Source organism: Bradyrhizobium sp. WU425 (genome assembly GCF_021052305.1).
In the GTDB taxonomy this organism is placed as follows: domain Bacteria; phylum Pseudomonadota; class Alphaproteobacteria; order Rhizobiales; family Xanthobacteraceae; genus Bradyrhizobium; species Bradyrhizobium canariense_D.
The window spans coordinates 4918519-4942785 of the sequence record NZ_CP088089.1 but is presented as its reverse complement, the minus strand read 5'-3'; the positions used below and the strand labels follow the sequence as shown (position 1 = coordinate 4942785).

Annotated in this window: 22 protein-coding genes; 17 read left to right on the top strand and 5 right to left on the bottom strand. The window is 63.7% G+C overall.

Going from position 1 to position 24267, the window contains the following annotated elements:
* Positions 1-21 precede the first annotated feature (21 nt).
* The 10 genes from BcanWU425_RS24125 (at position 22) to BcanWU425_RS24080 (ending at position 8968) form a co-directional block, all read left to right on the top strand.
* Complete coding sequence (locus BcanWU425_RS24125) at positions 22-969, top strand: carbohydrate ABC transporter permease (RefSeq protein WP_007592324.1); 948 nt, start codon at positions 22-24, stop codon at positions 967-969.
* Between the two features lie 2 nt (positions 970-971).
* Positions 972-1847, top strand: coding sequence for a carbohydrate ABC transporter permease (locus BcanWU425_RS24120; RefSeq protein WP_007592322.1), 876 nt, complete (start codon positions 972-974; stop codon positions 1845-1847).
* A 78-nt stretch (positions 1848-1925) separates the two neighbouring features.
* Positions 1926-2912 (top strand): D-erythronate dehydrogenase, encoded by a 987-nt coding sequence (denD, locus tag BcanWU425_RS24115; RefSeq protein WP_018459243.1) that lies wholly within the window; start codon positions 1926-1928, stop codon positions 2910-2912.
* Between the two features lie 23 nt (positions 2913-2935).
* Entirely contained in the window at positions 2936-3916 is a 981-nt protein-coding gene (locus tag BcanWU425_RS24110; protein WP_204510939.1) for a sugar kinase, read from the top strand.
* Between the two features lie 13 nt (positions 3917-3929).
* Positions 3930-4580, top strand: a complete 651-nt coding sequence (gene eda / locus BcanWU425_RS24105) for a bifunctional 4-hydroxy-2-oxoglutarate aldolase/2-dehydro-3-deoxy-phosphogluconate aldolase (RefSeq protein ID WP_204510940.1) — start codon at positions 3930-3932, stop codon at positions 4578-4580.
* 59 nt (positions 4581-4639) lie between these two features.
* Positions 4640-5809, top strand: a complete 1170-nt coding sequence (locus BcanWU425_RS24100) for an acetyl-CoA acetyltransferase (RefSeq protein ID WP_007609038.1) — start codon at positions 4640-4642, stop codon at positions 5807-5809.
* A 118-nt stretch (positions 5810-5927) separates the two neighbouring features.
* On the top strand, positions 5928-6134 hold the full coding sequence (locus BcanWU425_RS24095) for a hypothetical protein (protein ID WP_018459240.1): 207 nt from the start codon (positions 5928-5930) through the stop codon (positions 6132-6134).
* Positions 6135-6255: 121 nt separating this feature from the next.
* Complete coding sequence (locus BcanWU425_RS24090) at positions 6256-7479, top strand: CaiB/BaiF CoA transferase family protein (protein WP_085395907.1); 1224 nt, start codon at positions 6256-6258, stop codon at positions 7477-7479.
* Entirely contained in the window at positions 7476-8612 is a 1137-nt protein-coding gene (locus tag BcanWU425_RS24085; RefSeq protein WP_204510941.1) for a thiolase family protein, read from the top strand. Before BcanWU425_RS24090 ends, BcanWU425_RS24085 begins: the two co-directional genes overlap by 4 nt.
* A complete protein-coding gene (locus BcanWU425_RS24080; RefSeq protein WP_204510942.1) occupies positions 8609-8968 on the top strand; it encodes a Zn-ribbon domain-containing OB-fold protein in 360 nt (119 codons plus the stop codon). Before BcanWU425_RS24085 ends, BcanWU425_RS24080 begins: the two co-directional genes overlap by 4 nt.
* A gap of 436 nt (positions 8969-9404) precedes the next feature.
* On the opposite strand, the gene BcanWU425_RS24075 is transcribed toward BcanWU425_RS24080, so the two are convergent.
* Positions 9405-9575 carry a hypothetical protein gene (locus tag BcanWU425_RS24075; RefSeq protein ID WP_158091581.1) on the bottom strand — a complete coding sequence of 57 codons (171 nt, stop codon included), beginning with the start codon at positions 9573-9575 and terminating at the stop codon, positions 9405-9407.
* Here BcanWU425_RS24075 and BcanWU425_RS24070 point away from each other — a divergent pair.
* Together BcanWU425_RS24070 and BcanWU425_RS24065 are read left to right on the top strand one after the other, a co-directional pair.
* The gene (locus tag BcanWU425_RS24070; RefSeq protein WP_204510943.1) at positions 9574-10101 is read left to right on the top strand and encodes a carboxymuconolactone decarboxylase family protein; all 528 of its coding nucleotides are present in this window, start codon (positions 9574-9576) and stop codon (positions 10099-10101) included. The two genes, BcanWU425_RS24075 and BcanWU425_RS24070, sit on opposite strands and share 2 nt — an antisense overlap.
* A gap of 26 nt (positions 10102-10127) precedes the next feature.
* The gene (locus BcanWU425_RS24065) at positions 10128-10430 is read left to right on the top strand and encodes a nucleoside triphosphate pyrophosphohydrolase family protein (protein WP_026233761.1); all 303 of its coding nucleotides are present in this window, start codon (positions 10128-10130) and stop codon (positions 10428-10430) included.
* A 5-nt stretch (positions 10431-10435) separates the two neighbouring features.
* Here BcanWU425_RS24065 and glsA read toward each other — a convergent pair whose 3' ends face one another.
* From glsA to BcanWU425_RS24045, 4 genes are all read right to left on the bottom strand, one after another.
* Positions 10436-12283: a glutaminase A gene (gene glsA, locus BcanWU425_RS24060; RefSeq protein ID WP_204510944.1), complete on the bottom strand. Its 1848-nt coding sequence runs from the start codon at positions 12281-12283 to the stop codon at positions 10436-10438.
* Positions 12284-12305: 22 nt separating this feature from the next.
* The gene (locus BcanWU425_RS24055) at positions 12306-14381 is read right to left on the bottom strand and encodes a TRAP transporter permease (protein WP_204510945.1); all 2076 of its coding nucleotides are present in this window, start codon (positions 14379-14381) and stop codon (positions 12306-12308) included.
* Between the two features lie 35 nt (positions 14382-14416).
* Positions 14417-15583 (bottom strand): TAXI family TRAP transporter solute-binding subunit, encoded by a 1167-nt coding sequence (locus BcanWU425_RS24050; protein ID WP_018459232.1) that lies wholly within the window; start codon positions 15581-15583, stop codon positions 14417-14419.
* A gap of 164 nt (positions 15584-15747) precedes the next feature.
* Entirely contained in the window at positions 15748-15969 is a 222-nt protein-coding gene (locus BcanWU425_RS24045) for an acetyl-CoA carboxylase biotin carboxyl carrier protein subunit (RefSeq protein ID WP_018459231.1), read from the bottom strand.
* Positions 15970-16063: 94 nt separating this feature from the next.
* Here BcanWU425_RS24045 and BcanWU425_RS24040 point away from each other — a divergent pair, with 94 nt between their 5' ends.
* From BcanWU425_RS24040 to BcanWU425_RS24020, 5 genes are all read left to right on the top strand, one after another.
* Positions 16064-17038: an IclR family transcriptional regulator gene (locus BcanWU425_RS24040; protein ID WP_085395911.1), complete on the top strand. Its 975-nt coding sequence runs from the start codon at positions 16064-16066 to the stop codon at positions 17036-17038.
* Positions 16968-18527: an acyl-CoA carboxylase subunit beta gene (locus BcanWU425_RS24035; RefSeq protein ID WP_204510946.1), complete on the top strand. Its 1560-nt coding sequence runs from the start codon at positions 16968-16970 to the stop codon at positions 18525-18527. The genes BcanWU425_RS24040 and BcanWU425_RS24035 overlap by 71 nt, the downstream gene beginning before the upstream one ends.
* Before the next feature lie 421 nt (positions 18528-18948).
* Positions 18949-20646 carry a GMC family oxidoreductase gene (locus BcanWU425_RS24030; RefSeq protein ID WP_204510947.1) on the top strand — a complete coding sequence of 566 codons (1698 nt, stop codon included), beginning with the start codon at positions 18949-18951 and terminating at the stop codon, positions 20644-20646.
* A gap of 261 nt (positions 20647-20907) precedes the next feature.
* Positions 20908-22422 carry an ATPase domain-containing protein gene (locus tag BcanWU425_RS24025; protein WP_018459227.1) on the top strand — a complete coding sequence of 505 codons (1515 nt, stop codon included), beginning with the start codon at positions 20908-20910 and terminating at the stop codon, positions 22420-22422.
* Positions 22419-24128 carry a response regulator gene (locus BcanWU425_RS24020; protein WP_018459226.1) on the top strand — a complete coding sequence of 570 codons (1710 nt, stop codon included), beginning with the start codon at positions 22419-22421 and terminating at the stop codon, positions 24126-24128. Before BcanWU425_RS24025 ends, BcanWU425_RS24020 begins: the two co-directional genes overlap by 4 nt.
* Positions 24129-24267 lie beyond the last annotated feature (139 nt).

Below are 24267 nucleotides of genomic sequence, written 5' to 3'. Positions count from 1 at the left end.
TTTCGTCGAGGGGAATCCGACATGGCAGTTATGGCCGAGTCCACTGTCGCGCAGGCCAAGCGCAGCAGCTTGTGGACCAGAGCATTCGAGAGCCGGCATTTCCTCGGCGCGATGTTCATGGTGCCGGCAATCGCCATCCTCATCCTGTTTCTGGCTTACCCGCTGGCGCTGGGCTTCTGGCTCGGCATGACCGACACCAAGATCGGCGGCGCCGGGCGCTACATCGGCTTCCAGAATTTCGTCTCGCTGGCGAAGGACTCAGTGTTCTGGCTTTCGGTGTTCAACACGATCTTCTACACGGTCGCCGCCAGCGCGGTGAAATTCGCCATCGGCCTTTACCTGGCGCTGCTGCTCAACGAGCGGCTGCCGATGAAGTCGATGATCCGGGCGATCGTGCTGTTGCCCTTCGTCGTGCCCACGGTGCTCTCTGCGATTGCGTTCTGGTGGATTTATGACAGCCAGTTCTCGATCATCTCCTGGGTGTTGATTAAGGCCGGCCTGATCACGCGCTATATCGATTTCCTTGGCGATCCCTGGAATGCGCGCTGGTCGGTCGTCGCCGCCAATATCTGGCGCGGCGTGCCTTTCGTGGCGATCACGCTGCTGGCGGGATTACAGACCATCTCGCCCTCGCTCTATGAGGCCGCCAATCTCGACGGCGCCACCAATCTGCAGCGCTTCCGCCACATCACGCTGCCGATGCTGTCGCCGATCATCGCGGTCGTGATGACGTTCTCGGTGCTGATGACCTTCACCGACTTTCAGCTCATCTACACCATCACGCGGGGTGGACCGATCAACTCCACCCATCTGATGGCGACGCTGTCGTTCCAGCGCGCCATCACCGGCGGCAATCTCGGCGAGGGGGCGGCGATCTCGAACGCGATGATTCCGTTCCTGGTCGCGGCGATCCTGCTCAGCTTTTTCGGGCTTCAGCGTTCGCGCTGGCAGCAGGGCGGGAGGGACTGACCATGACCACGGCAGACGACCAAAGCGTCGGAATGGACTATCTCGAGAGCTTCCCGCGGAAGTTTTTTCGGGTCTACCTTCCGCTCGGCCTGATCATCTTCTTCCTGCTGTTCCCGTTCTACTGGATGGCGGTCGCGACGTTCAAGCCGGACGCGGAGATGTACGACTACGAAAAGTACAATCCGTTCTGGATCGTGCATCCGACGCTGGAGCACATCAAGAAGCTGTTCTTCGACACCGACTATCCGCTCTGGATGTGGAACACCGTGATCGTCTCGGTGTCCTCGACCTTCATCTCCCTGTTCGCCAGCGTCTGCGCCGCCTATGCGATCGAACGCCTTCGCTACAAGGGCTCGCGCTATGTCGGCCTTGCGATCTTCCTCGGCTATCTGGTGCCGCCCTCCATTCTGTTCATTCCGCTGGCGGCGATCGTGTTTCAGCTCGGGCTGTTCGACGGCAATTTGGCGCTGATCCTGACCTATCCGACCTTCCTGATCCCGTTCTGCACCTGGCTCCTGATGGGCTATTTCCGCACCATCCCCTATGAGCTGGAGGAGTGTGCGCTGATCGACGGGGCGACGCGGCTGCAGATTCTGATGAAGATCACGTTGCCGCTTTCGCTGCCGGGCGTGATCTCGGCGGGCATCTTCGCCTTCACGTTGTCCTGGAACGAGTTCATTTACGCGCTGACCTTCATCTCCTCGTCCGAAAACAAGACGATCCCCGTCGGCGCGATCACCGAGCTCGTCAATGGCGACGTCTACCACTGGGGGGCGCTGATGGCGGCGGCTCTGACCGGCTCGGTTCCCGTAGTTATCCTTTATTCCTTCTTCGTGGAGTATTATGTGTCGGCGATGACCGGCGCCGTGAAGGAATGATCGCGGGGCCTGCCTCGAGAGCGCGCCAGGACGAATCGCCGAAATCGGCGCGTTCCGGCCAATAAAAGGAGTAGGCTCTTGCACATTCTGGTTCTGGGCGCCGCCGGCATGGTCGGCCGCAAATTGTGCGAACGGTTGTCGCGCGACGGCCGGCTCGGCAAGAGCGACATCACCAAGCTGACCATGCATGACGTGGTCGAGCCGAAGGCGCCGGAAAGAGCCGGGTTTGCCGTCGAGACCGTGTCGAGCGATTTCGCCGTGCCGGGTGCGGCCGAAAAGCTGATCGCCGGCCGTCCGGACGTGATCTTTCATCTCGCCGCGATCGTCTCGGGCGAAGCCGAGCTCGATTTCGACAAGGGCTACCGCATCAATCTCGACGGCACGCGAATGCTGCTCGATGCCGTCAGGCTTGCAGGCGGCGGCTACAAGCCGCGCGTGGTCTTCACGTCCTCGATCGCGGTGTTCGGCGCGCCGTTCCCCGATGCGATCGGCGACGAGTTCTTCCACACGCCGCTTCTGAGCTACGGTACGCAGAAGGCGATCGGCGAATTACTGCTGGCCGACTATTCCCGCCGCGGCTTCCTCGATGGCATCGGCATCCGCCTGCCGACCATCTGCATCAGGCCCGGCCTGCCCAACAAGGCGGCATCGGGCTTCTTCTCCAACATCCTGCGCGAGCCGCTGGCCGGCAAGGAAGCGGTTCTTCCCGTGTCCGAGGACGTCCGCCACTGGCATGCCACGCCGCGCTCCGCCGTCGGCTTCCTGCTGCATGCCGGCACCATGGACCTCGCCGCGGTGGGGCCGCGCCGTAATTTGACCATGCCGGGCCTGTCGGCGACGGTTGGCGAGCAGATCGCTGCGCTGAAGCGCGTCGCCGGCGACAAGGTCGCCGCCCGCATCAAGCGGGAGCCCGACCCCTTTATCGTCGGCATCGTCGGCGGCTGGCCGCGCAACTTCAATGCAAAGCGGTCGCTCGAGCTCGGCTTCACCACTGCCGAGAAGACTTTCGACGACATCATCCGCATTCACATCGAAGACGAGCTCGGCGGCAATTTCGTCGCCTGATCTCTGACTGAGCGGGTAAAGTGATGGCGAGCGTTGCTTGCATCGGCGAATGCATGGTCGAGCTCCGGCAGGCCCAGGGTGGACAATCCGCCGGACCTTCCAGCGGGCAGGGCGGGGGCCTCTACTCGCGTGGATTCGGCGGCGACACCCTCAACACGGCCGTTTACCTCGCGCGGCTCGAGGTCAAGGTCGATTATTTCACCGCGCTTGGCGACGATGCCCTGAGCGATGAGATGATCGCGGCCTGGACTGCGGAGGGCGTCGGCACGAGGCGCGTCGCGCGGCTGCCCGGCAAGCTGCCCGGCCTCTACATGATCCAGCTGGATACGAAGGGCGAGCGCCAGTTTTTCCACTGGCGCGACAGTGCGGCGGCGCGCCAGCTGATGAATCTGCCGGAGACGGACGATCTCCTCAACTCGCTGATGAGCTACGACATCGTCTATCTCTCTGCGATCACGCTCTCGATCTACGACACGGCTGGGCGCGAGCGCCTGCTCGCGGCGATCAAGCGCGCGCGTCTGCTTGGCACCCGCTTCGTGTTCGATACCAATTTTCGCGCGCGGGGATGGCCGGATCGTGAGGTCGCGCGCGAGGTGTTTTCAGCGGCCTTCGCGGCAGCCGACATCGTGCTGACCTCGACCGAGGATCTGCTCGCTCTCTATCCTGGCGAAAGCCACGAGCAGTTGATGGCGCGCATCCCAAGCCCCGAGCTGGTGTTCCGGCTCGCCGAGCCGGTCAGCCTGCTGCGCTTTCCCGGGGGGCCCTACGAGGTCCGCGCCGAGCCCATGACCAAGCCCGTGGTCGACACCACCGCGGCCGGCGACAGCTTTGCGGCGGCCTATATCGCGGCACGGCTCGCCGGTTCCGACCCGGTCGAGGCCGCGCAGGCCGGGCACCGCCTCGCCAGCCTCGTCATCTGCTATTCCGGCGCCATCATTCCGGGTTATGCCATGCCGCCGAAGAAACGGCATCGGCCGGCGACCACGCGTCAAGCGACCAAGTGAAACGAAAGCCAAGATGACCACGACTGCCCAACAGAACCACCTCGCCGCGCTGTTCAAGGCCGCGACTGTCATTCCCGTCCTCACCATCGAGCGTATCCAGGATGCGGTGCCGCTGGCGCGTGCGCTGGTGGCCGGCGGCGTCCGCACGCTGGAGGTGACCATGCGTACCCCTGTTGCGATCGAGGCGGCGAGGGCGATGATGGCCGAGGTGCCCGAGGCGGTGGTCGGCATCGGCACGATTCTCAATCCGGCCGACTTTACCCGTGTCGAGAAGCTCGGCGTTGCGTTCGGCATCAGCCCGGGCTTGACCCCGGACCTCTTGAAGGCCGCGACCCATAGCTCCTTGCCGTTTGCGCCGGGTATCGCCACGGCCTCCGAGCTGATGATGGCGCTGTCCTACGGCTTCGACATCGCAAAATTTTTCCCGGCCGAGCAGGCCGGCGGCATCAAGGGGCTGCGCTCGCTGGGTGGGCCGTTCCCGAACGTGCGGTTCTGCCCGACCGGCGGGGTCGGCGAGGCCAATGCGGCAACCTGGCTCGCGGAGCCCAACGTGGTCGCGGTCGGCGGTTCCTGGCTGTGCCCGACGGCGGAGATCAGGGCCGGGAACTGGGCCGGCATAACTGCCATCTGCCAGCGCACCCTCCAGGCGCTTAAACCCGCGTGAAGTCTTGCCATCCCTGAGCTAAGACTTAGGTCAGCAAGAGACCGCCAGGGAGAAAGACCATGACCGCCAGCATCGTCGGATGGGCGCATACGCCGTTCGGCAAGTTCGACACCGAGACCGTGGAAAGCCTTGTGGTGAAGGTCGCCAATGAGGCGCTGGCGGATGCCGGCATTTCGGCCGGCGATGTCGACGAGATCGTGCTCGGCCATTTCAACGCCGGCTTCTCGCCCCAGGATTTTACCGCCTCGCTGGTGCTCCAGGCCGACCCGAAGCTGCGCTTCAAGCCGGCGACCCGGGTCGAGAACGCCTGCGCCACCGGCTCCGCCGCCGTCCATCAGGGCGTGCGCGCGATCGCGGCCGGCGCGGCCAGGATTGTCCTCGTTGTCGGGGTCGAACAGATGACGCGCACGCCGGGCCCGGAGATCGGCAAGAACCTGCTCAAGGCGTCCTATCTTCCCGAGGACGGCGACACTGTCGGCGGCTTCGCCGGCGTGTTCGGCAAGATCGCCAGCTCCTATTTCCAGAAATACGGCGACCAGTCCGATGCACTGGCGCTGATCGCGGCCAAGAACCATAAGAACGGCGTCGCCAATCCCTTCGCCCAGATGCGCAAGGACTTTGGCTTCGACTTCTGCCGCGCCGAGAGCGAGAAGAACCCCTACGTCGCCGGCCCCCTGAAGCGCACCGACTGCTCGCTGGTCTCGGACGGTGCCGCTGCCCTGGTGCTGGCCGACGCGGAAACCGCCAAGGGCATGAGCAAGTCGATCGGCTTCCGCGCCACCGCGCACGCCCAGGATTTCCTGCCGATGTCCAAGCGCGACATCCTCCAGTTCGAGGGCTGCACGGTCGCTTGGCAGCGCGCACTGGAGAAGGCGGGCGTTACACTTTCCGATCTCTCCTTCGTCGAGACCCATGACTGCTTCACCGTCGCCGAGCTGATCGAGTACGAAGCGATGGGCTTGACGCCGCGGGGGCAGGGTGCCCGTGCCATCAAGGAAGGCTGGACGCTCAAGGACGGCAAGCTGCCGGTCAATCCGTCCGGTGGCCTGAAAGCCAAGGGCCATCCGATCGGCGCCACCGGCGTCTCCATGCACGTGATGACCGCGATGCAGCTCGCCGGCCAAGCGCCCGAGGGCATGCAGCTTAAGAATGCAAAGCTCGGCGGCATTTTCAACATGGGCGGTGCGGCGGTTGCCAACTACGTCTCCGTGCTGGAGCCGCTGAAGTAAGGCTGCTGCACGGTAGGCAAGGCGTGAAGCGCCGTGCCCACCTTCTTATCTTGCGCTAGATCATGGTGGGCTCGCTGGGGGCCCTTAAAGCTCTTGATCGATTTGCAGGGGATGCATCATGAGCAATGACTACGAAGATTCGCTGTCGATGGACGCACTCAACGATCGCATCGCGATTCTCGAGGACAATATCCGCCAGCTCATCGAGCAGGCCGCGGCCGCCTCGGGTGAGCAGAACGAGTCGCGGATCGCTGACCGCATCAACCAGCAGAATGATGAGCTCGACCGCCTCCTCAAGATTCGCGATTCCCGTCAGAAGAAATAGCCGCCTTTCGCCGCCGGCGCATGCGGCCATACGCCGGCGGCTCTTGCGCATGCGCCGCCACTGCCGTTAGCTGGACCGAGATCGCAGGCCTCACTTGAGGCCGCGCAATCGGGAGCGAACGATGGGGCCGCTGAAGGGCATCAAGGTCGTCGACATGACCACCGTGCTGATGGGCCCCTATGCGACCCAGATGCTCGGCGATTACGGCGCAGACGTCATCAAGGTGGAGTCTCTGGACGGCGACGTCACCCGCCTGATCGGCCCGATGCGGCACGCAGGCATGGGCCCGGTGTTTCTCAACACCAACCGTAGCAAGCGCTCGATCTGCCTTGACCTGAAGAAGCCCGCCGGCCGCGAGGCCGTGCTCCGCTTGCTGAAAGACGCCGACGTTCTCGTCTACAACGTCCGCCCGCAGGCGATGGCGCGGCTTCAACTCGGCTATGACGTTGTTTCCAAAATCAATCCGCGGCTGGTCTATGCCGGCGTGTTCGGCTTCGGCCAGGACGGGCCCTATGCTGCAAAACCGGCCTATGACGATCTGATCCAGGGCGCCACCGCGCTGCCCGCCTTGATGGCGCAGACCGGCGACGGTGTGCCGCGCTATGTGCCGAACGCACTGGTCGATCGCATCGTAGGCTTGACTGCCGTGGGCGCGATCTGCGCCAGCCTCGTGCACCGCGACCGCACCGGCCGCGGCCAGCGCGTCGACATCCCGATGTTCGAGACCATGGCCGGCTTCGTCATGGGCGACCACATGGGCGGATTGACCTATGAGCCCCCGCTCGACAAGGGCGGTTACGCCCGCCACCTCTCGCGCGACCGCCGGCCCTACAAGACATCGGACGGTTATCTCAGCGTCATCGTCTACAACGACAAGCAGTGGGAGAACTTCTTTAAGGCGACGGGACGCGACGACCTGCGCGCCGACGTGATGTTCTCGACATTCGCCGGCCGCGCCGCCAACATCGACGTCGTCTATGCCGAGCTCGCGCGCATCTTCGAGACGCGCAGCACCGCGGAATGGATCGACCTGCTCACCAAGGCCGACGTGCCGGTGATGCCCATGCACGACCTCGCGTCGATGCTGCACGATGAGCATCTGGAGGCGACCGGCTTTTTCCCAGTGGTGAACCATCCAACTGAAGGGCCGATCCGGAGCATGAGGGTGACGGCCACCTGGTCCGAAACCGAAGCCGAACCGGTGCGGCTCGCGCCGCAGCTCAACGAGCACGGCGCGGAAATCCTGCGCGAGATCGGCTATTCCGCCGACGAGATCGACGCCATGGTCCGCGATGGCGTCACCCGTTCGCCGCCCCGGAATGACGATGCACTGGTGCGCCCATGAGCTTCATCACCGGCGTCGGTCTCACGCCTTTCGGCAAGCACGAAGGCTCGTCCTCGCTGGAGCTGATGAGCAAGGCCGCGCAGGCTGCGCTCGACGATGCCGGGCTCAAGCGTGCCGAGATCGACGGCATCCTCTGCGGCTACTCCACCGTCTCGCCGCACATCATGTTGGCGACCGTTTTTGCCGAGCATTTTGGCATCCGCCCCAGTTACGCCCATGCCGTCCAGGTCGGTGGCGCGACCGGGCTCGCGATGACCATGCTCGCCCATCATCTCGTCGAAGCGGGCGTCGCCCGCAATGTGCTCGTCGTGGCCGGCGAGAACCGCCTCACTGGACAGAGCCGCGACGCCTCGATCCAAGCGCTGGCGCAGGTCGGCCATCCCGACTACGAACTGCCGCTCGGCCCGACCATCCCCGCCTATTACGGCCTCGTCGCTAACAGATACATGCACGAGTACGGCGTGACGGAAGAAGACCTCGCCGAATTCGCGGTGCTGATGCGCACCCACGCCTGCACTCATCCTGGTGCGCAATTCCAGGATCCCATCGAGGTCGCCGACGTCATGGCCTCGAAGCCGGTGGCGATGCCGCTCAAGCTGCTCGATTGCTGCCCGGTGTCCGACGGCGGTGCCGCCTTCGTCGTCAGCCGCGAGCGGACCGGAGAGGCCGGCGTGCGCATTCGCGGGTGTGCCCAGGCTCATACCCATCAGCACGTCACTGCAGCGCCCGCCCTGAGCGAGCTCGGCGCCGAGATCTCCGTCGCCCGCGCCAGGGAGGCCACCGGCCTCGCGATTTCCGACGTGCGCTACGCGGCGATCTACGACAGCTTTACGATCACGCTCGCGATGCTGCTGGAAGATCTTGGCCTTGCTGGCCGGGGCGAGGCAGCCGCGCGCGTGCGCGCCGGCCATTTCAGCCGCAATGGAGCGATGCCGCTGAACACCCATGGCGGCCTGCTCAGCTACGGTCATTGCGGCGTCGGTGGCGCCATGGCGCATCTGGTGGAAACGCATCTCCAGATGACGGGGCGGGCGGCGAATCGTCAGGTGCGCGACGCCTCGATCGCGCTGCTGCACGGCGATGGCGGCGTGCTGTCGTCCCACGTCAGCATGTTCCTGGAGCGGGTGCGATGAGCGAGCGTCTAGCCGACTGGACCAAGGGCGAACAGGCCGTCATTTATCAGACCTGCACCGCATGCGGCCATGTGCAGTATTTTCGTCGCGCCTTCTGCGTGGCCTGCGGCGCGTCCGATCTGCGCGAGCAGCGCGCCAGCGGCAAGGGCAGGATCTATGCGACGTCGCTGGTCTGCCGCGCCGCCACGCCCGAGACGCGGTCGCACGTGCCCTACAACATCCTGCTGGTCGATTGCGCCGAGGGTTTTCGCATGATGGCGCATGGTGAGAATGATCTCGCCATCGGCGATGAGGTCAGTACGAGCTTCAAACTGTTCGCCGGCAAGCTGGTGCCGTTCTTCGCCAAAGACAGATAGTGAAATTTAGATGCTCCAATGTGGCCCGGATGGAGCGGAGCGAAATCCGGGTTTTCGCCTCACCGATAGACTTTCCCGGATTGCGCGCTCCATCCGGGCTACTGCGGCAACGCGAGCGGTGGGATCCGTCATTCGGGGGCGGTCCTGAGAGACCGAGCCTGGAACGGGAATTCTGGGCCTGGCCTGTGCGAGGGCCACCCCGGAATGACGAAAGCTCTCACCCGACTCTTAACTAGCGCCCGTAGAACAGGATGCTGGCGATGACGAGCATCGCCATCACCGCTAGCATATGCGCGAACGCTTCCGAGGCCGCCCCCTTGGTGGCTTCCTTCATTCCATTTTCTCCCTAGACTTGGGCGTGACTCATCGATGCGCGGTTAGCGCCCAACGGCCAATTGTTTTTACTCGGAACACCCCTTGCGAGTATCCGCCGCGATCAAGTCCCCACGCGGCGAATATCGACTGTGCCAAGGTCGTTCAGCAATGCGGCGGCATTTTGACTCGATGTTGTTGCTCCTGCGGACGCGCAAGAATACAGTTTCGTGGAAATTTCGCCGCTAACGACAAAAAGCATCAAAGGCTTAGGGAAAAACTTCAGGAAAATCATGGCCCGCATCAACTACAGCGACCCGTCCAGGGCATCCGACCGCACCCGGGAGATCCTCGACAAGAACCGCAATGCCAACATCTTCCGGATGATGTCGCATTCGCCGAGCTATTTCGAGCAGTACTGCCGGCTCGGCGGCGCCATCCGCCACAAGGGCGAGCTCGATCCGATCGTGCGTGAGCTCGCGATCACCCGCACCGGCATCCTGTGCGAGGCGCCGTATGAGATCGTCGCGCACAAGCGCATCGGCAAGAATGTCGGTGTCACCGACGAGCAGAATGAGGCGCTCGAGAACTGGCAGGCCGCGAGCTGTTTCGACGAGACGCAACGTGCCGCACTCGCCTTCACCGACGAGATCGTCAAGCTGAACAAGCCGACCGATGCAACCTTCAAGGCGATCTCGTCGAAACTGACGCCGGCCGCGCTCGTCGAGCTGCAGCTCTCTGTCGGCTTCTACATCATGACGTCAAAGTTTCTGGAGACCTTTGAGATCGACCTTCAGCCGGTCACCGAAGTGGTAGGCTGATCGAGGCATTGCTGTGAGGGACGCTCATGACGATCGATGAATATGCCGCCTGGGCTGCAACGATTGCGAAAGTCGATGAGCGTCCGTCCAACGAACGGCTGTCCTATCTCGGGCTCGGCCTCGCCGGCGAATCCGGCGAAGTCGCCGACCACATCAAGAAGCTGCTGCGCGATGATTGGCTCGATCAGGCCGGCCTCGTCGAGGAGCTGGGCGATGTCATCTACTACTGGGCCTGCCTCTGCGTGGCGACCGGCCAGCAGCCATCGGAGCTGCTCAAGACCAGTGCCGCCAAGATCAAGCGGCGGATCAGCGAGGCGGCGAGCCGCTAGGCCGCTCAGGTGGAGGTCAAGATATCCACTTTGGCGTTGGCGACGATCAGGCGCTCGGCCAGAAGCTGCGCAAGATTGCGCATGATGCGTTCGCTGGCGTGCGGGTGCTGCTTGCGGAAGCGCTCGAACGCTTTCAGAGGCGCCTCGAACGCGGTCGCAGCCATATCCGCGAACACGTCCGCGGAGCGGGTGGTCTCGATCAGGGCCATCTCGCCGAACGCCATGCCGGCGGTGAGTGTTGCGAGCCGCACTCCGTCGGGCAGGGTGACATGCACCGCGCCGCTGCGCAGGAAGAACAGGGAATCGGCTGCGGCGCCAGTGGTGAGGATTTTCGCGCCAGACTGATAGATCCGGATCGTGCAGATCGAGGCGAGGTCGGTCAGCTCTTCCGCGCTGAGGCCTGCGAGCAGCGGCTGCTCGGAAAGCTCGGTGGTCTCGTGAAAATCGATCGAGCCGCCATAGCGGTAGACGATCTGGTCTTCGGCCCATTCGATCGCGGTGTCGAGCACATAGAAGTCGCGGACGTTCTTCAGCTCCGCGGTCCACTCCCGCAGGCTGTCCCATTCCTTGGAGGCGCGCCTGACGCCTGACAGGACGACGGTCACATTCAGCGCCGCCAGCTCCTCGAACGCTTCAGCCACCAGCCGTGCCCCGGCGCGTGTGGTGGAGGTGACGCGGTGGAGATCGAAAATCACGAATTGCGGCCGCGGCCGGCCCGCAAGCCGGCGTGAGACATAGTCGACCGCCGACAGCGACAGCGTGCCGACCAGCTCGATGATCCGCACCTCCTGCTCGTGGGCTGCGAGAATATCGCGCTCCTGCGGGCGGCGCACGCGCCGCGACGGGCTCTTGCCGATGTCGTAATCGGCGATGACGGCGTTGCGTGCGTCGTCGCTGCGGTTGAGCATATGCAGATCGTAATGCGAGGACAGCGCCTCGCAGACCTTGATGCCGCGCACGCTGTTGCCGTGCTTGTCGAGCCTTGGCGAATAGCTGCCGAGCCCGAGGCGGGCGGGGAGGGCGGCGAGAATTCCGCCGCCGACGCCGCTCTTGGCAGGGATGCCGATCCGGTAGATCCATTCGCCGGCATAGTCGTACATGCCCGACGACGTCATCACCGACAGCGTGCGCGAGATCGCGTAAGCGCTCAGCACCTGCTCGCCGCTAACCGGGTTGAGGCCGCGGTTGGCGAGCGTTGCCGCCATCACCGCGATGTCGCGCGCGGTGACCAGCACCGCGCATTGCCGGAAATAGACGTCGAGCACGGCAGCGACATTGTCCGAGATCACCGCATTGGTCTTGAGGAGATAGCCGATGGCACGGTTGCGGTCGCCGGTCTGGCTTTCGGAAGCGTAGACGGCCTCGTCGACGGCGAGATCGCGGCCGGCAAAACGACTAAGCGCGAGGCGAATTTGCTCGAAGGCATCCGGACCCTTGCTGTCGTGGATCAGCCCGGTGCAGGCGATCGCGCCGGCATTGACCATCGGGTTGAATGGATGATTCTCCGAGTTGAGCCGGATCGAGTTGAAAGGATCGCCGGAGGGCTCGACGCCGATTGCGCTCTCCACCCTGTTTGCGCCGAGCAGGTCCAGCGCCAGCGCGAACACGAACGGCTTTGACATCGACTGGATGGTGAAGGGCGCCCTGGAGTCGCCGACCTCGTAGACATGACCGTCCAGGGTCGCGAGGCTGATGCCGAAACAGGCAGGATCGGCCTTGCCGAGCTCGGGAATGTAGTCGGCGACCGCGCCCGAGGTCTCTGCCGAGAATTCGTTGAGGCAATTGTCCAGAAACCGCAGCAAAGGCGGCTTCGAGCGGGTCCAGGCGGTAGCGAGAGGCGAAAGCGGTTTCATTGCCTCTCTTTGTGCAACGCAATCAGGGCACGCGCAACCCGTCCGGCACCACGGTCTGCCGCCGGACCAGCAGCAGGGCGAGCAAAATCGTGGGGATCAGGATGGCGAGGCCGAGCAGCGTCACCTGCATCTGCGACAGCGGCATGATGCCGCCGCCGGGGGTGGCCACCACGAAACCGCCGATCACCAGCAGCACGCGGATGGGCCACTCCAGCGCACCGGCGCCGCGGAGATCGCCGACGAAGGGCTGGTAGCCCTGGATGCCGCCGCAGATGAACAGCGTGCCGAACGCCGCGAGCGCCATCAAGCCGAGACCGGCCAGATAGGGGCTCGGCCCCTGCAGCACCAGCGCGGGATTGAGCACGAAGAAGAACGGGATGAAATAGATGATGCTGCCGACCCACATCGATTCCCAGCCCGTCTTCATCGCCGGCGAGCCGGCAATACCTGCCGCTGCGAATGATGCAATCGCGACCGGCGGGGTGATCGACGACAGCATGCCCCAGTAGAAAATGAACATGTGCACGGCCATCTTGTTCAGCCCGAGCTTCTCCAGCGCGGGTGCGACCAGGATGGCGAGGAAGATGTAGCAGGCCGTCGTGGTCAGGCCGAGCCCGAGAATCAGGCTAGTCAGGGCGCACATGCCGAGCAGCAGGAACGGATTGTCGCCGGCGATATGCAGCAGGTCGTTGGCGAGGCTCGACACCACGCCGGTCATCGAGAAGGCGCCGATCAGCAGGCCGCACCCGGCGAGGATGCCGACAAGCTCGACGAAGGTGCGGCCGTTGACCTCGAGGAATTTGCCGATGGTCGCGACAGTCCAGCGCGTGTCCTTCGAGAACAGCTGGTTGAGCACAAGAAGCAATGCGGTGGCGTAGAATGGCGCATGGCTCTCGCGCTTGAAGTAGAGCAGCATCACGATCAGAAGGGCGATGACGAAGACGTAGTACCAGCCATCCTTGATCGTATCCATGACCCGCGGCAGCTCCGCGCGCGGAATGCCCTTCAGCCCGTGTCGTGCGGCGTAGGAATCGACCTGCATGAACAGGCCGATATAATAGAGCGCGGCGGGAATGATGGCCGCGATCGCGACATCGGCGTAGCTGACATTGAGGAACTGCGCGATTACGAAGGCGGTCGCGCCCATCACCGGCGGCGCCAGCACCGCGCCGGTCGAGGCACAAGCCTCGATCGCGCCCGCATAGGAGGCGCGAAAGCCGCTCTTCTTCATCACCGGAATGGTCATGGTGCCGGCGGTCAGCACGTTGGAGATGATCGAGCCTGACATCATGCCGAGCAGGCCGCTGGCGAAGATGCACACCTTGGCCGCGCCGCCGCGGAACGTGCCACACAGCGCGAAGGCGAGATTGATGAAGAACTTTCCGGCGCCGGTCATCATCAACGCGGTGCCGAACACCAGGAAGCCGATCACGGTGTCGGCAAACGCCTGGATGGGAATGCCGAGCAGGCTCTCGCCCGACAGCACGTGATAGGCGGTCGCCTGCTCCAGCGTCGACTGCGTGCCGCGGAACGGCCCGAGCCAGCTGGATTCCGCGAACAGCGGATAGACGGTGAAGGGAAGCACGCTCAGTAGCAGGCTCCAGCCGCCGGTGCGGCGCAGCGCCTCCATCAACATCACCCACATCACGAGACCGGCTGCGATCACGCTGTTCGGCGCGCCGCCGAATTCCCAGCCGGCCTCGGCGGCCTTGCGGACGTTCGACATCAACAGCAGCGCGGCGGCAAAGGTCACGACGAAGCAGAGAAGGTCATACCAGGGAATCCGATCGAGCGACGCGCGCGGGGTCCCCGGGAAGATCAGGAACGTGAACGGCAGCATCAGGGCGATCAGGAGGTAGAAGTATTCCGTGTTGAGCTGGGTGTAGCCGACGAAGAAGCGCAGCGAGAATTGCTGGTTGATGCAGAGCAGGATGGTCGCGGCGGTCGCGAGGACGAGCAGCCAGCGCCACGCGCCACGCAAGCTTCGCACGCGCGTAACTTCCGCTTCCTGCATGTTGGCGGCGGCGCCATGCGGATCGTCGAACACGATCCGCTTGGCCCCGTCCTGGGAGGGGGTGGAGACTGAAGCAGACGACATGATCGACCTCGGGCGTGGACAATTAACGCTGTGAACTAATCCTCGAACCCGTTCGGCATGTCGGCCTTCGCAAGCGCCGCAGCACGCGCCTTCATCCAGGCGTCGAGGAACGCCTTATCATCCGCAGGCGGATTGGATTTTCCGTAGTCGGTCCACGCGGCGCCAAGCACCTCTTGCCGCTTGATCAGTCCGTTGTTGTGCGCCTCCTGTGCGTCGTTCCATTGCCCGGCCTCCTTCAAAGCCTTCACCGCGCCGGGATGCACCGGCACCACCCAGTTCTTGGTCTGGCGATCGGCCGCAAGCCCGCCGGCGCCGGGCGCGGAGTCCTTGTAGGAATCGTAGTTCACGATCATCGCCTTGGTGATCGCATAGACCTGCTCGGGGGCTTGCGAGGCGTAGGCGACGAAGATCGGATAGGGATAGTTGCCGAGCTCGATCGGCTTGTCCGGCGAGATACCGGCGCCGCAGGTCGCGGTCTGCGGGAAGAAGAACGAGCCGACCTTCTGCATCCGTGCCCAACCTTCCTTGTCCTTGGCGGGCAGCGGCGGCCAGACCAGCCCGCGCGGCGAAGTCTCGGCTTCCTTGGCGGGACCGGTGATGGTGGTGCCGAAGGCCGCATCGGTGTCGTTGTTGATCAAGCCCTTCCACATCGCGCCGTAGCTTGCGAACTCGACGATCTTGACGTCCTTCTGCGTCAGGCCGGCGAAGGCGAGCACCGCGAGCGAGTTCTGGTTCAGTGCCGGCGAGCCGACGACGAAGCCGACGCGCTTTCCCTTGAGGTCCTTCAGCTCCTTCACCCCTGTATCCGCGGCCACGCCGAGCGAACCGCAATTGCAATCAACGCTCGAGAGCAGGATCTGGAGCGGCTGCGGGCCCCATTCCCTGGAGCCGAACTCGAACACGCCCTCCTGCGCGAAATAGGTCCCCGATCCCATCGCCGCGGAGACCGCGCGCTTGGCGCGCAGCGGCGCCAGACGCGCGACATCGTTGCCTGCGGGGAGCACGCGCACGTCGGTCGAGTATTTGTCCTTCATCATCTTGCCGACGCCGACCGCGATGTTGAAGCCGGCGGTACCGGTGTCATAGGCGGTGAACGTCAATGTTGCCGGCAGCTTGATGTCGTCGGCGAATGCATAGCGTGTAGACACAAAAGAAAGGCCTGCCACCACGGCAGGCGCGAGCATGATCAGCCCACGACGCATGTTTCCCTCCAATGATCCTCGCGTTTGCCGCGACGATTTCTTTCTTTGTTTGAAACAGGTTTTGTTTGAGAGATCATGTCATCGCGGTCAGGCGATGGCAACGCCGTACCGCGAACACAGCAATGAGGCTGACAGAATGTCGCGGAAAACGACGGAGAATGCAGTCAGCTTGCGACGATTGCGATCGCCTGTCCTTCGGTAACGACGTCGTCGAGCTTCACCAGAAGCGATGTGATCTCGCCGCTCACAGGCGAAAGCACCGGTATCTCCATCTTCATCGCTTCGACCACCACAATCTCATCGCCATCTGCAACGGTTCCTCCAACTTGCACGGGAGTTGCGCAGACGCGTCCGGCGATCTCCGTGACGATCTTAATTTCTGGCATGCCATCGCCTTTTTGTTGTGGTCGCAAAATGCCTGAGGTAGTTTCTTCTGCAAGCGGAATTTAATTCCGCACAGCGGAACAAGCGGTAGGGATCATGGGACGACGTTCGGAGCGGTTGAGTAGACAAGGTGCGCTCGCTGGCGAAGCCGGTGAGGGTGATGTCATCCAGGTGGTGTCGCGCGCGTTCGACGTGTTGCGGTGCTTCGAAGGCCACGAGGCCAGGCTTGGCAATCTCGAAATTTCAAATCGCTGCGGCCTGCCGCGCTCCACGGTGTCGCGGTTGACGCACACGCTGACGCGGATGGGGCAACTGGTTTATCTGCCGCGCGATCAGAAATATCGCATCGGGCCGAGCGCGGTGGCGATGAGCGCCTCGATGATGAAGGGCGCGCAGCTGCGCAGCATGATTCGCCAGCGGCTCCAGGAACTCGCCGAGCAACTGCCGGGCACCGTCGGCTTCGTGGTCCCCGATCGCTTCCATCTGGTCTATCTCCAGTTCGCGCGTTCGGCCTCGGCACTCGGGCTGCACGAGGGCACCGGCAGCCGCATCTCGATGGCCTCGACCGCTGCAGGCGCAGCCTACACTGCGGCATTGGCGCCCGAGGTCGGCGATGCCTTCATCGCGGACATGGAGCGGGAAGCTCCCGAGGCTGCGAAAATCCTGCGGCCCCGCATCGAGGCCAACCGGCAGTCGCTGCATGAGCGCGGCTATGTCGTGGCCTGCGGCCTGTGGAGCCCGCATATCAACGGGCTCGCGGTGCCGATCTGGTCGCCGCAATACCAGACCTTCGTCGTCATCACGATCGGACTTCTGTCGGCGATGTACGACGAAGAGCGCCTGCATGCCGAGGTCGCGCCGCTGATGCTCGCGCTCGGCCGTTCGCTCGGCAGCCTGATGGAGGGCGCGGAAGGCGACGTCTTCAACGCCCGCATCCCGCGTAAACCGGTCGCCATGGCCGTGCACAACAATAACAAGCCGATCAATTCGGAGGGAGTGAATGAACTGGAAGCCGGAACTCGACGAGCTCGCCCGGCGCGAAGCCTTCGCGCGGGAGATGGGCGGCGTTGACAAGGTCAAGCGTCAGCATGACCAGGGCCGACTGACTGTTCGGGAGCGTATCGACAGACTGAGCGACAAGGGCAGCTTTCACGAGATCGGTGCCGTCTCCGGCGTCGGTGAATACGATTCCAGCGGCGAGTTGCAGAAATTGACGCCGGCGAACTGCGTGTTCGGCCGCGCGCGCATCGAAGGCCGCACCGTCGTCGTGGTCGGCGACGATTTCACCGTGCGCGGCGGCTCGGCGGACGCGTCCATCTCCGCAAAACCGCTGATGGCGGAGGAGATGGCGCATGATCTCCGCCTGCCCATCGTCCGCATCATCGAAGGCTCCGGCGGCGGCGGCTCGGTCAAGACTATCGAGACCAAGGGCGCGGCGAACTTGCCGGGCGGCATCGGCGGCACACGCTGGTATCGCTTCACCACCGAGAATTTGTCGCGCGTGCCCGTGGTCGCGCTCGGCCTCGGCTCGGTCGCAGGGCTCGGTGCCGCGCGTCTTGCCGCCAGCCACTATTCCATCATGACCCGGAAGTCCGCGATGTTCGTCGCAGGTCCGCCGGTGGTGAAGGCGCTGGGGCAGGACCTCTCGAAGGAAGAGCTCGGCGGCGCCGACATCCAGACCCGCGCCGGCGCGGTCGATCATGCCGTCGACACCGAGGAGGAGGCGTTTGCCTGCGCCCGGCGATTCCTGTCCTATCTGCCGTCGTCGGTCTACGAGCTACCACCGACCTTGCCCTGCACTGACAATCCGGAGCGCACAGAAGAGGCGCTGATGAGCGCGGTGCCACGCAACCGCAAGCAGGTCTACAAGATACGGCCGATCGTCGAGCAGGTCGTGGACAAGGGCTCGTTCTTCGAGGTCGCCAAAAATTTCGGCAAGCCGATCATTGTCGGCCTCGCGCGGCTCGAGGGCAGGGCGGTGATGGTGCTTGCCAGCGACAGCTTTCACTATGGCGGCTCCTGGACGGCGGATGCCTGCCAGAAGGTGGTGCGCTGGGTCGACTTCGCCGAGACCTTCCATTTGCCGATCGTCTATCTCATGGACTGCCCCGGCTTCATGATCGGCCTCGATGCGGAGAAGGCGGGCACCATCCGCCATGGCGTTCGCGCCATGACCGCGGTCAACCAGACCACGGTGCCCTGGTGCACGGTGATCCTGCGCAATGCCTTCGGCGTCGCCGGCGTGGTGCATCAGCCCGCCGACCGCTTCTCGATCCGCTACGCCTGGCCGTCGGCCTATTGGGGCTCGCTCCCGCTCGAAGGCGGCATCGAAGCCGCCTACCGCGCGGATATCGACGCGGCCGAGGACAAGGCGGAGAAACTGAAAGAGATCGAGGACCGCCTCAACAAGCTGCGCTCGCCGTTCCGCTCCGCCGAAAAATTCTGGGTGGAGGAGATCATCGATCCCAGGAAGACGCGGTCGCTGCTGTGCGAGTTCGCGCGGCTCGCGGAGCCATTGCGAAAGCCGGGGCCGCCGGAGAATTTTTCGATCAGGCCGTAGCCTCAGCCGTCACTGCGAGCTGCTGATGCCGATCTCAGCCTAATTGCAGTTGGGCAAAATTGATCTATCGCAACACGTCGCGTCCGATTGTCTGCAAGCGTCTCGTTTGAAACGAGGGAGAGACGTCATGACAAATGCGGGTAACGCGCTGCTTTGGACGGCCATATTTTTCTGCCTGTCGTTCGCTTCGATTTTTGTAGTCTGGTTTGCCGAGCGGTTGCGCGCGGGCTTCGTGAGGAAGCCGTAAAGCCTCCTCGGTTCGCTCCCTCGTCACCTGCTGACCGGACGGCGGATGCCAGCCGCCGGGCGGTGCCCTTGGCGTCGACGGCGTTGTCCTCGCGCTTTGCGCGGCAGCGATGACGTGACCTCAAAACAATAACGCGCTACGCTTCCCGGGCAAGAACAAGAGGAAGCGCCAATCGTGTATGACTTCATTATCGTGGGCGGCGGCTCGGCGGGGTCCGTGCTGGCCCACCGGCTCTCCGCGAGGAGCGCCAACAAGGTCCTGCTCTGCGAGGCCGGACAGGACACACCGCCCGGAGACGAGCCGGCCGAGATCAAGGACAGCTATCCGGGTACGGCCTATTTCGATCCGCGCTTCCACTGGACCGAGCTCAAGGTCACGACCCAGATCGTCAGCCACAACAATCCGGATGAAGGGCGCCCACCCCTGCGCAAATACGAGCAGGCTCGCGTGCTCGGCGGCGGCTCCTCGATCAACGGCCAGATGGCCAACCGCGGCGCGCCGACCGATTACGACGAATGGGAAGCGCGCGGCGCTGCGGGGTGGAGCTGGAATGATGTGCTGCCCTTCTTCAAGAAGGTCGAGCGCGACCTCGATTTCGACGGTCCCTACCACGGCAAGGACGGCCGCATCCCGGTCCGCCGAATCCCCAGGGAGCACTGGACGCGGCATTCGCAGGCGTTCGCGCAGGCCTTCCAGCAGGCCGGACATCAGTTCCTGCCGGACCAGAATGGCGAGTTCGTCGACGGGTTTTTCCCGGTGACGCACTCGAACCAGGCCGAGCAACGCGTCTCGGCTGCCATGGGCTATCTCGATCGCGACACGCGCAAGCGCGCCAACCTCACGATCTCCACCAACACGCAAGTCAGGGAATTGCTGTTCGAAGGCACGCGGTGCGTCGGGGTGAAGGCGGTGGTCGACGGGCGGGAGCAGGAATTCCGCGCCCGCGAGATCATTCTCTCCAGCGGCGCCATCCATTCGCCGGCGCATCTGTTGCGCGCCGGCATCGGCCCGGTCGGTCACCTCAGGGATATGGGCATTCCCGTGTTGATGGGGCTGCAGGGCGTCGGCCAACGCCTGATGGATCATCCCTCGATCTCGCTGTCGTCCTTTGTCCGCCGCGGCGCGCGGATGAACGAGCACACCAGGCGCCACATGCAGCTTGGCCTGCGTTACTCGTCCGGGCTCGAAGGCGTACCGAAAGGCGACATGTTCGTCGTGCTGCTCAGCAAATCGGCCTGGCACGCCGTCGGTGAGCAGATCGGATCGCTCCTGACATTCGTCAACAAGACCTATTCGGAGACCGGACAGGTCAAGCTTGCCTCGCGCGACCCGGCAGTCGAGCCGATCGTCGAATTCAACCTGTTGTCCGACCGGCGCGACCTTGATCGCCTGATGAGCGGTTTCCGCAAGATGGCGGCCGTGCAGATGAGCGACGTCGTCAGGGCCGTGACGGACAAGCCGTTCCCGGCCTCCTATACCGACCGCGTGCGCAAGATCGGCGTGGTCAACACCAAAAACAGGATTCTCACCAAGATCGCCGCGGCCCTGATGGACGGGCCGGCGGCGCTGCGCCACTACATGATCGACAATTTCGTGGTCGAGGGCTTCACCTTCGACGACGTCATCAACGATGACGAGGCGCTGGAAGCCTTCGTGCGCAAGGCCACGATCGGCGTGTGGCACGCCTCCTGCTCGTGCCGCATGGGCCGGACCGATGATCCGATGGCGGTGGTCGATCCAGAGGGGCGCGTCAAAGGCGTGCAGGGCCTGCGCGTCGTCGATGCCTCCATCTTCCCGGTGGTGCCGTGCGCCAACACCAATTTTCCAGTCCTGATGTCGGCGGAGAAGATCTCGGCCGCGATGATGCAGTGAGCTGGCGCCGCTTTCGGGGCGCGAACTGGCTTGTCGACGCTGACCGGCTGGGACCGCCAGTCAGACCGCAAAAGCTAAAATAGGGGGCGAGAACGGTTCCGCGGCAGACGGTCTGGCGGACATGCATCTGAAGGCGGAACTTGGAACCCGGCTTGGGCGTTCTTTGCCAAATTTCGCCTTACGGCCGGGGCCGGACCGCTGACCGCGCGTCCATCTCGGGGCCGGAGCGCACTTTTGGCGATGGAGCTTCACGGGGGTTCAATGATCAATTCATCGAGCCGGGCGCAAACCAGCGACCCCGGAGAGTTGCCCAGGATTTCGACCGGCAGTGATGGCCTCGACGATATCCTGTACGGCGGGCTCGATCCCAATCGCATGTACCTCTACGAGGGTCGGCCCGGCTCGGGCAAGACCACGATGGCGCTTCAATTCCTTCTCGAGGGCGCCCGCTCCGGTGAACGCGTGCTCTATATCTCCTTGTCGGAAACCAAGCGTGAGCTGACGCTGGTTGCACAGCGGCACGGCTGGTCGTTGCAAGGAGTCGACATCTTCGAACTGGTGCCGCCTGAGACGACGCTCGATCCGGAGCGCGAGCTCACCGTCTTCCACCCCGCCGAGATGGAGCTGAGCGAAACCACGGGCCTGATATTCAAGGAGGTCGAACGGATCAATCCCGCGCGCGTGGTGCTGGACAGCCTGTCCGAGCTCCGCCTCCTTGCGCAGAACCCGCTGCGGTACCGGCGCCAGGTTCTGGCCCTGAAGCACTTTTTCACCAACCGCAACTGCACGGTCATCCTCCTCGACGATCTCTCGTCCTCCCAGGACGATCTGCAACTCCATTCGATCGCGCATGGCGTCGTGATGCTCGAACAGCTCGCCATTGATTATGGGGCAGAGCGCCGGCGGCTTCGCGTGATCAAGATGCGCGGCATTCGATTTCGCGGCGGTTTCCACGATTTCACGATCGAAGCGGGAGGGGTGCGGATATTCCCCCGTCTGGTGGCGGCGGAACATCACACCTCGTTTATCGGTGAGTTGACGCCCAGCGGCAATGCACACCTCGACCAGCTACTGGGAGGAGGGCTCGAGCGCGGCACCAGTGCGCTGCTCTTGGGCGCCGCCGGTGTCGGCAAGTCGTCTCTCGCGCTGACCTATGCGATCGCGGCGGCAGATCGCGGTGAGCATGCGGTGTTCTTTGCCTTCGATGAAGGTCGCGGTACAGTGGAGGCCCGGGCTCGAACGCTGGGCCTGCCGCTTGAAAGCCATCTGCAATCGGGACTCATCCGATTTAAACAGATCGATCCCGCCGAAATGTCCCCCGGCGAATTCGCCGCCAATGTGCGCAACAGCGTCGAAAAGGACAACGCCCGAATTGTTGTCATCGACAGTCTGAACGGCTACCTCAACGCAATGCCGGATGAGCGATTTCTCATCCTCCAGATGCACGAGCTCTTGAGCTATCTCGGGCAGAAAGGCGTGCTGACCGTCCTTATCCTCGCTCAGCATGGGCTGGTCGGCCCGATGGAAACGGCCCTCGATATCAGTTATTTGAGCGATGCCGTGCTCATGCTGCGCTATTTCGAGGTCGGCGGAACGGTGCGGCGCGCCCTCTCGGTCGTGAAGAAGCGCAGCGGCAATCATGAAAATTCCATCCGCGAGTTTCGTCTTGGCAGTGCCGGCATTACGGTCGGTCCTCCGCTGACCGGATTCAGCGGCATCTTTTCCGGGAATCCGCGTTACTCGGGCACGGAGATACCGGAGGGGCTGTCGGAATGAGCGCCGACCGCGATCATTGCGTCCTCGTGTTTGCTCCGATTGGCCGCGATGGACCGGCATCGGTCGAGCTTCTCCGCAGTTCGAATCTCGTGGCAATCAATTGTCGAGGTCTGCCTGAACTGGTCAACGAGATGTCGGCTGGCGTGGGCGCGGTGCTTCTCGCCGAGGAGGGCTTGTTCGGAAAGGATACCCAGCCGCTGGCACATTGGATCGAGCGGCAGCCGCCCTGGTCCGACCTGCCCTTTGTCATTCTTACCAGCCACCGGGAGCAGCCGGCGGTGGTTGCCTGGCGCCGCAGCATCGTCGAGACACTCCGCAACGTTTCGCTGCTCGAGCGCCCGGTTCAGCCGATCACGCTGACGAGCGCAATTCAATCCGCAATGCGGGCCCGCCGGCGGCAATATGAAATTCGGACCTTGCTGCAGGCGCGCGAGCGGACGGCCCAGGAGCTCGAGAAGCTCGTGGTCGAGCGCACCCGTGCCCTCGAGGAGGCCAACAAGCATCTGCGGGCCGAAATGGAAGAGCGCGCCCGCGTCGAGGAGACCCTTCGTCAGGCCCAGAAGATCGAGGCCATTGGGCAATTGACCGGCGGAGTAGCTCACGATTTCAATAATCTGCTGATGGTGATCTCCGGTGGATTGGACATGCTCGACCGACAGACCGATCCTGATCGGCGGCGTCGGCTGTTGGAAGGAATGGTTCAGGCGGCGCAGCGTGGTGCGGGCCTGACCAGGCAGCTTCTGGCTTTTTCACGGCGGCAGAAGCTCCGGCCCGAGGCCGTCGACATCCCCGCGCAGATCGGCGGCATGCGCGAATTGCTCGATCGGAGCCTGAGAGGCGACGTTCACGTCGAGTTCGATTTTCCGGAGGGGCTTTGGCCGGTTGAGGTCGATCCGGGAGAGCTCGAACTGGTCATTCTCAATCTGGCGGTCAACGCCCGCGATGCGATGCCGAACGGCGGTACGATCGTTGTCCGTGGCGAGAACCTGGCCGGCCTGAACGAGAACGAGATCGCGGGCGATTACGTTCGCCTATCCGTGGTCGACAGGGGTGTTGGAATGAGCCCCGAGATCCTGGCGCGGGTCTTCGAACCGTTCTTCACGACCAAGGATGTCGGGAAAGGCTCGGGCCTGGGGCTTGCTCAGGTCCACGGATTTGCCACGCAATCACGCGGGATGGTTCGAATAAAATCGATCGTCGACGAGGGCACCAGCATCGAGCTCTATTTGCCGCGATCCAGGAATATCCCTTCGGGTGAACGGCACCTCATCGACCTGAACAGGGCGCGGCCCAAGAAGGCCAATCAGGGGCGAATCCTCCTCGTCGAAGACGACGACGAGGTCGCCGCGCTCGTCAGCGAGATGCTTGCGCAGCTCGGTTACCAGGTCACGCGGGCGGCCAGCGCTGCGGCGGCTCTCGGTGCCCTAGCGGACGGCCGCTCCGTCGATCTGGTGTTTTCCGATATCATGATGCCGGGCGGCATGAACGGTGTCGAACTCGCGCGCGAGATCAGAAGAAGGCGAAGCGACATTCCGGTCCTGCTGACGAGCGGATACGCCGAAGCCGCGGTTCACGACGCCGAGCAGGCCGGGATCCGGATCCTATCGAAGCCTTACCACATCGACGAGCTCGCCGCAGCGCTCGGCGCTGCAAAATCGGACTTTGCGATAGCCACAGGAGCGGGTTTGGCGACGACTCGGGGTTGACCAAGCGCGCAACAATCACCGGCCGGGTTTATGGCTCGAGGGGTACCCTGCGCAATTGTGCGCTCGGGCCGGTCGACGCCCATCGGTGAGCGGCGCGTGCACATGCGATCGCGTTTCGGTTGCGACGACACGCGTTCGT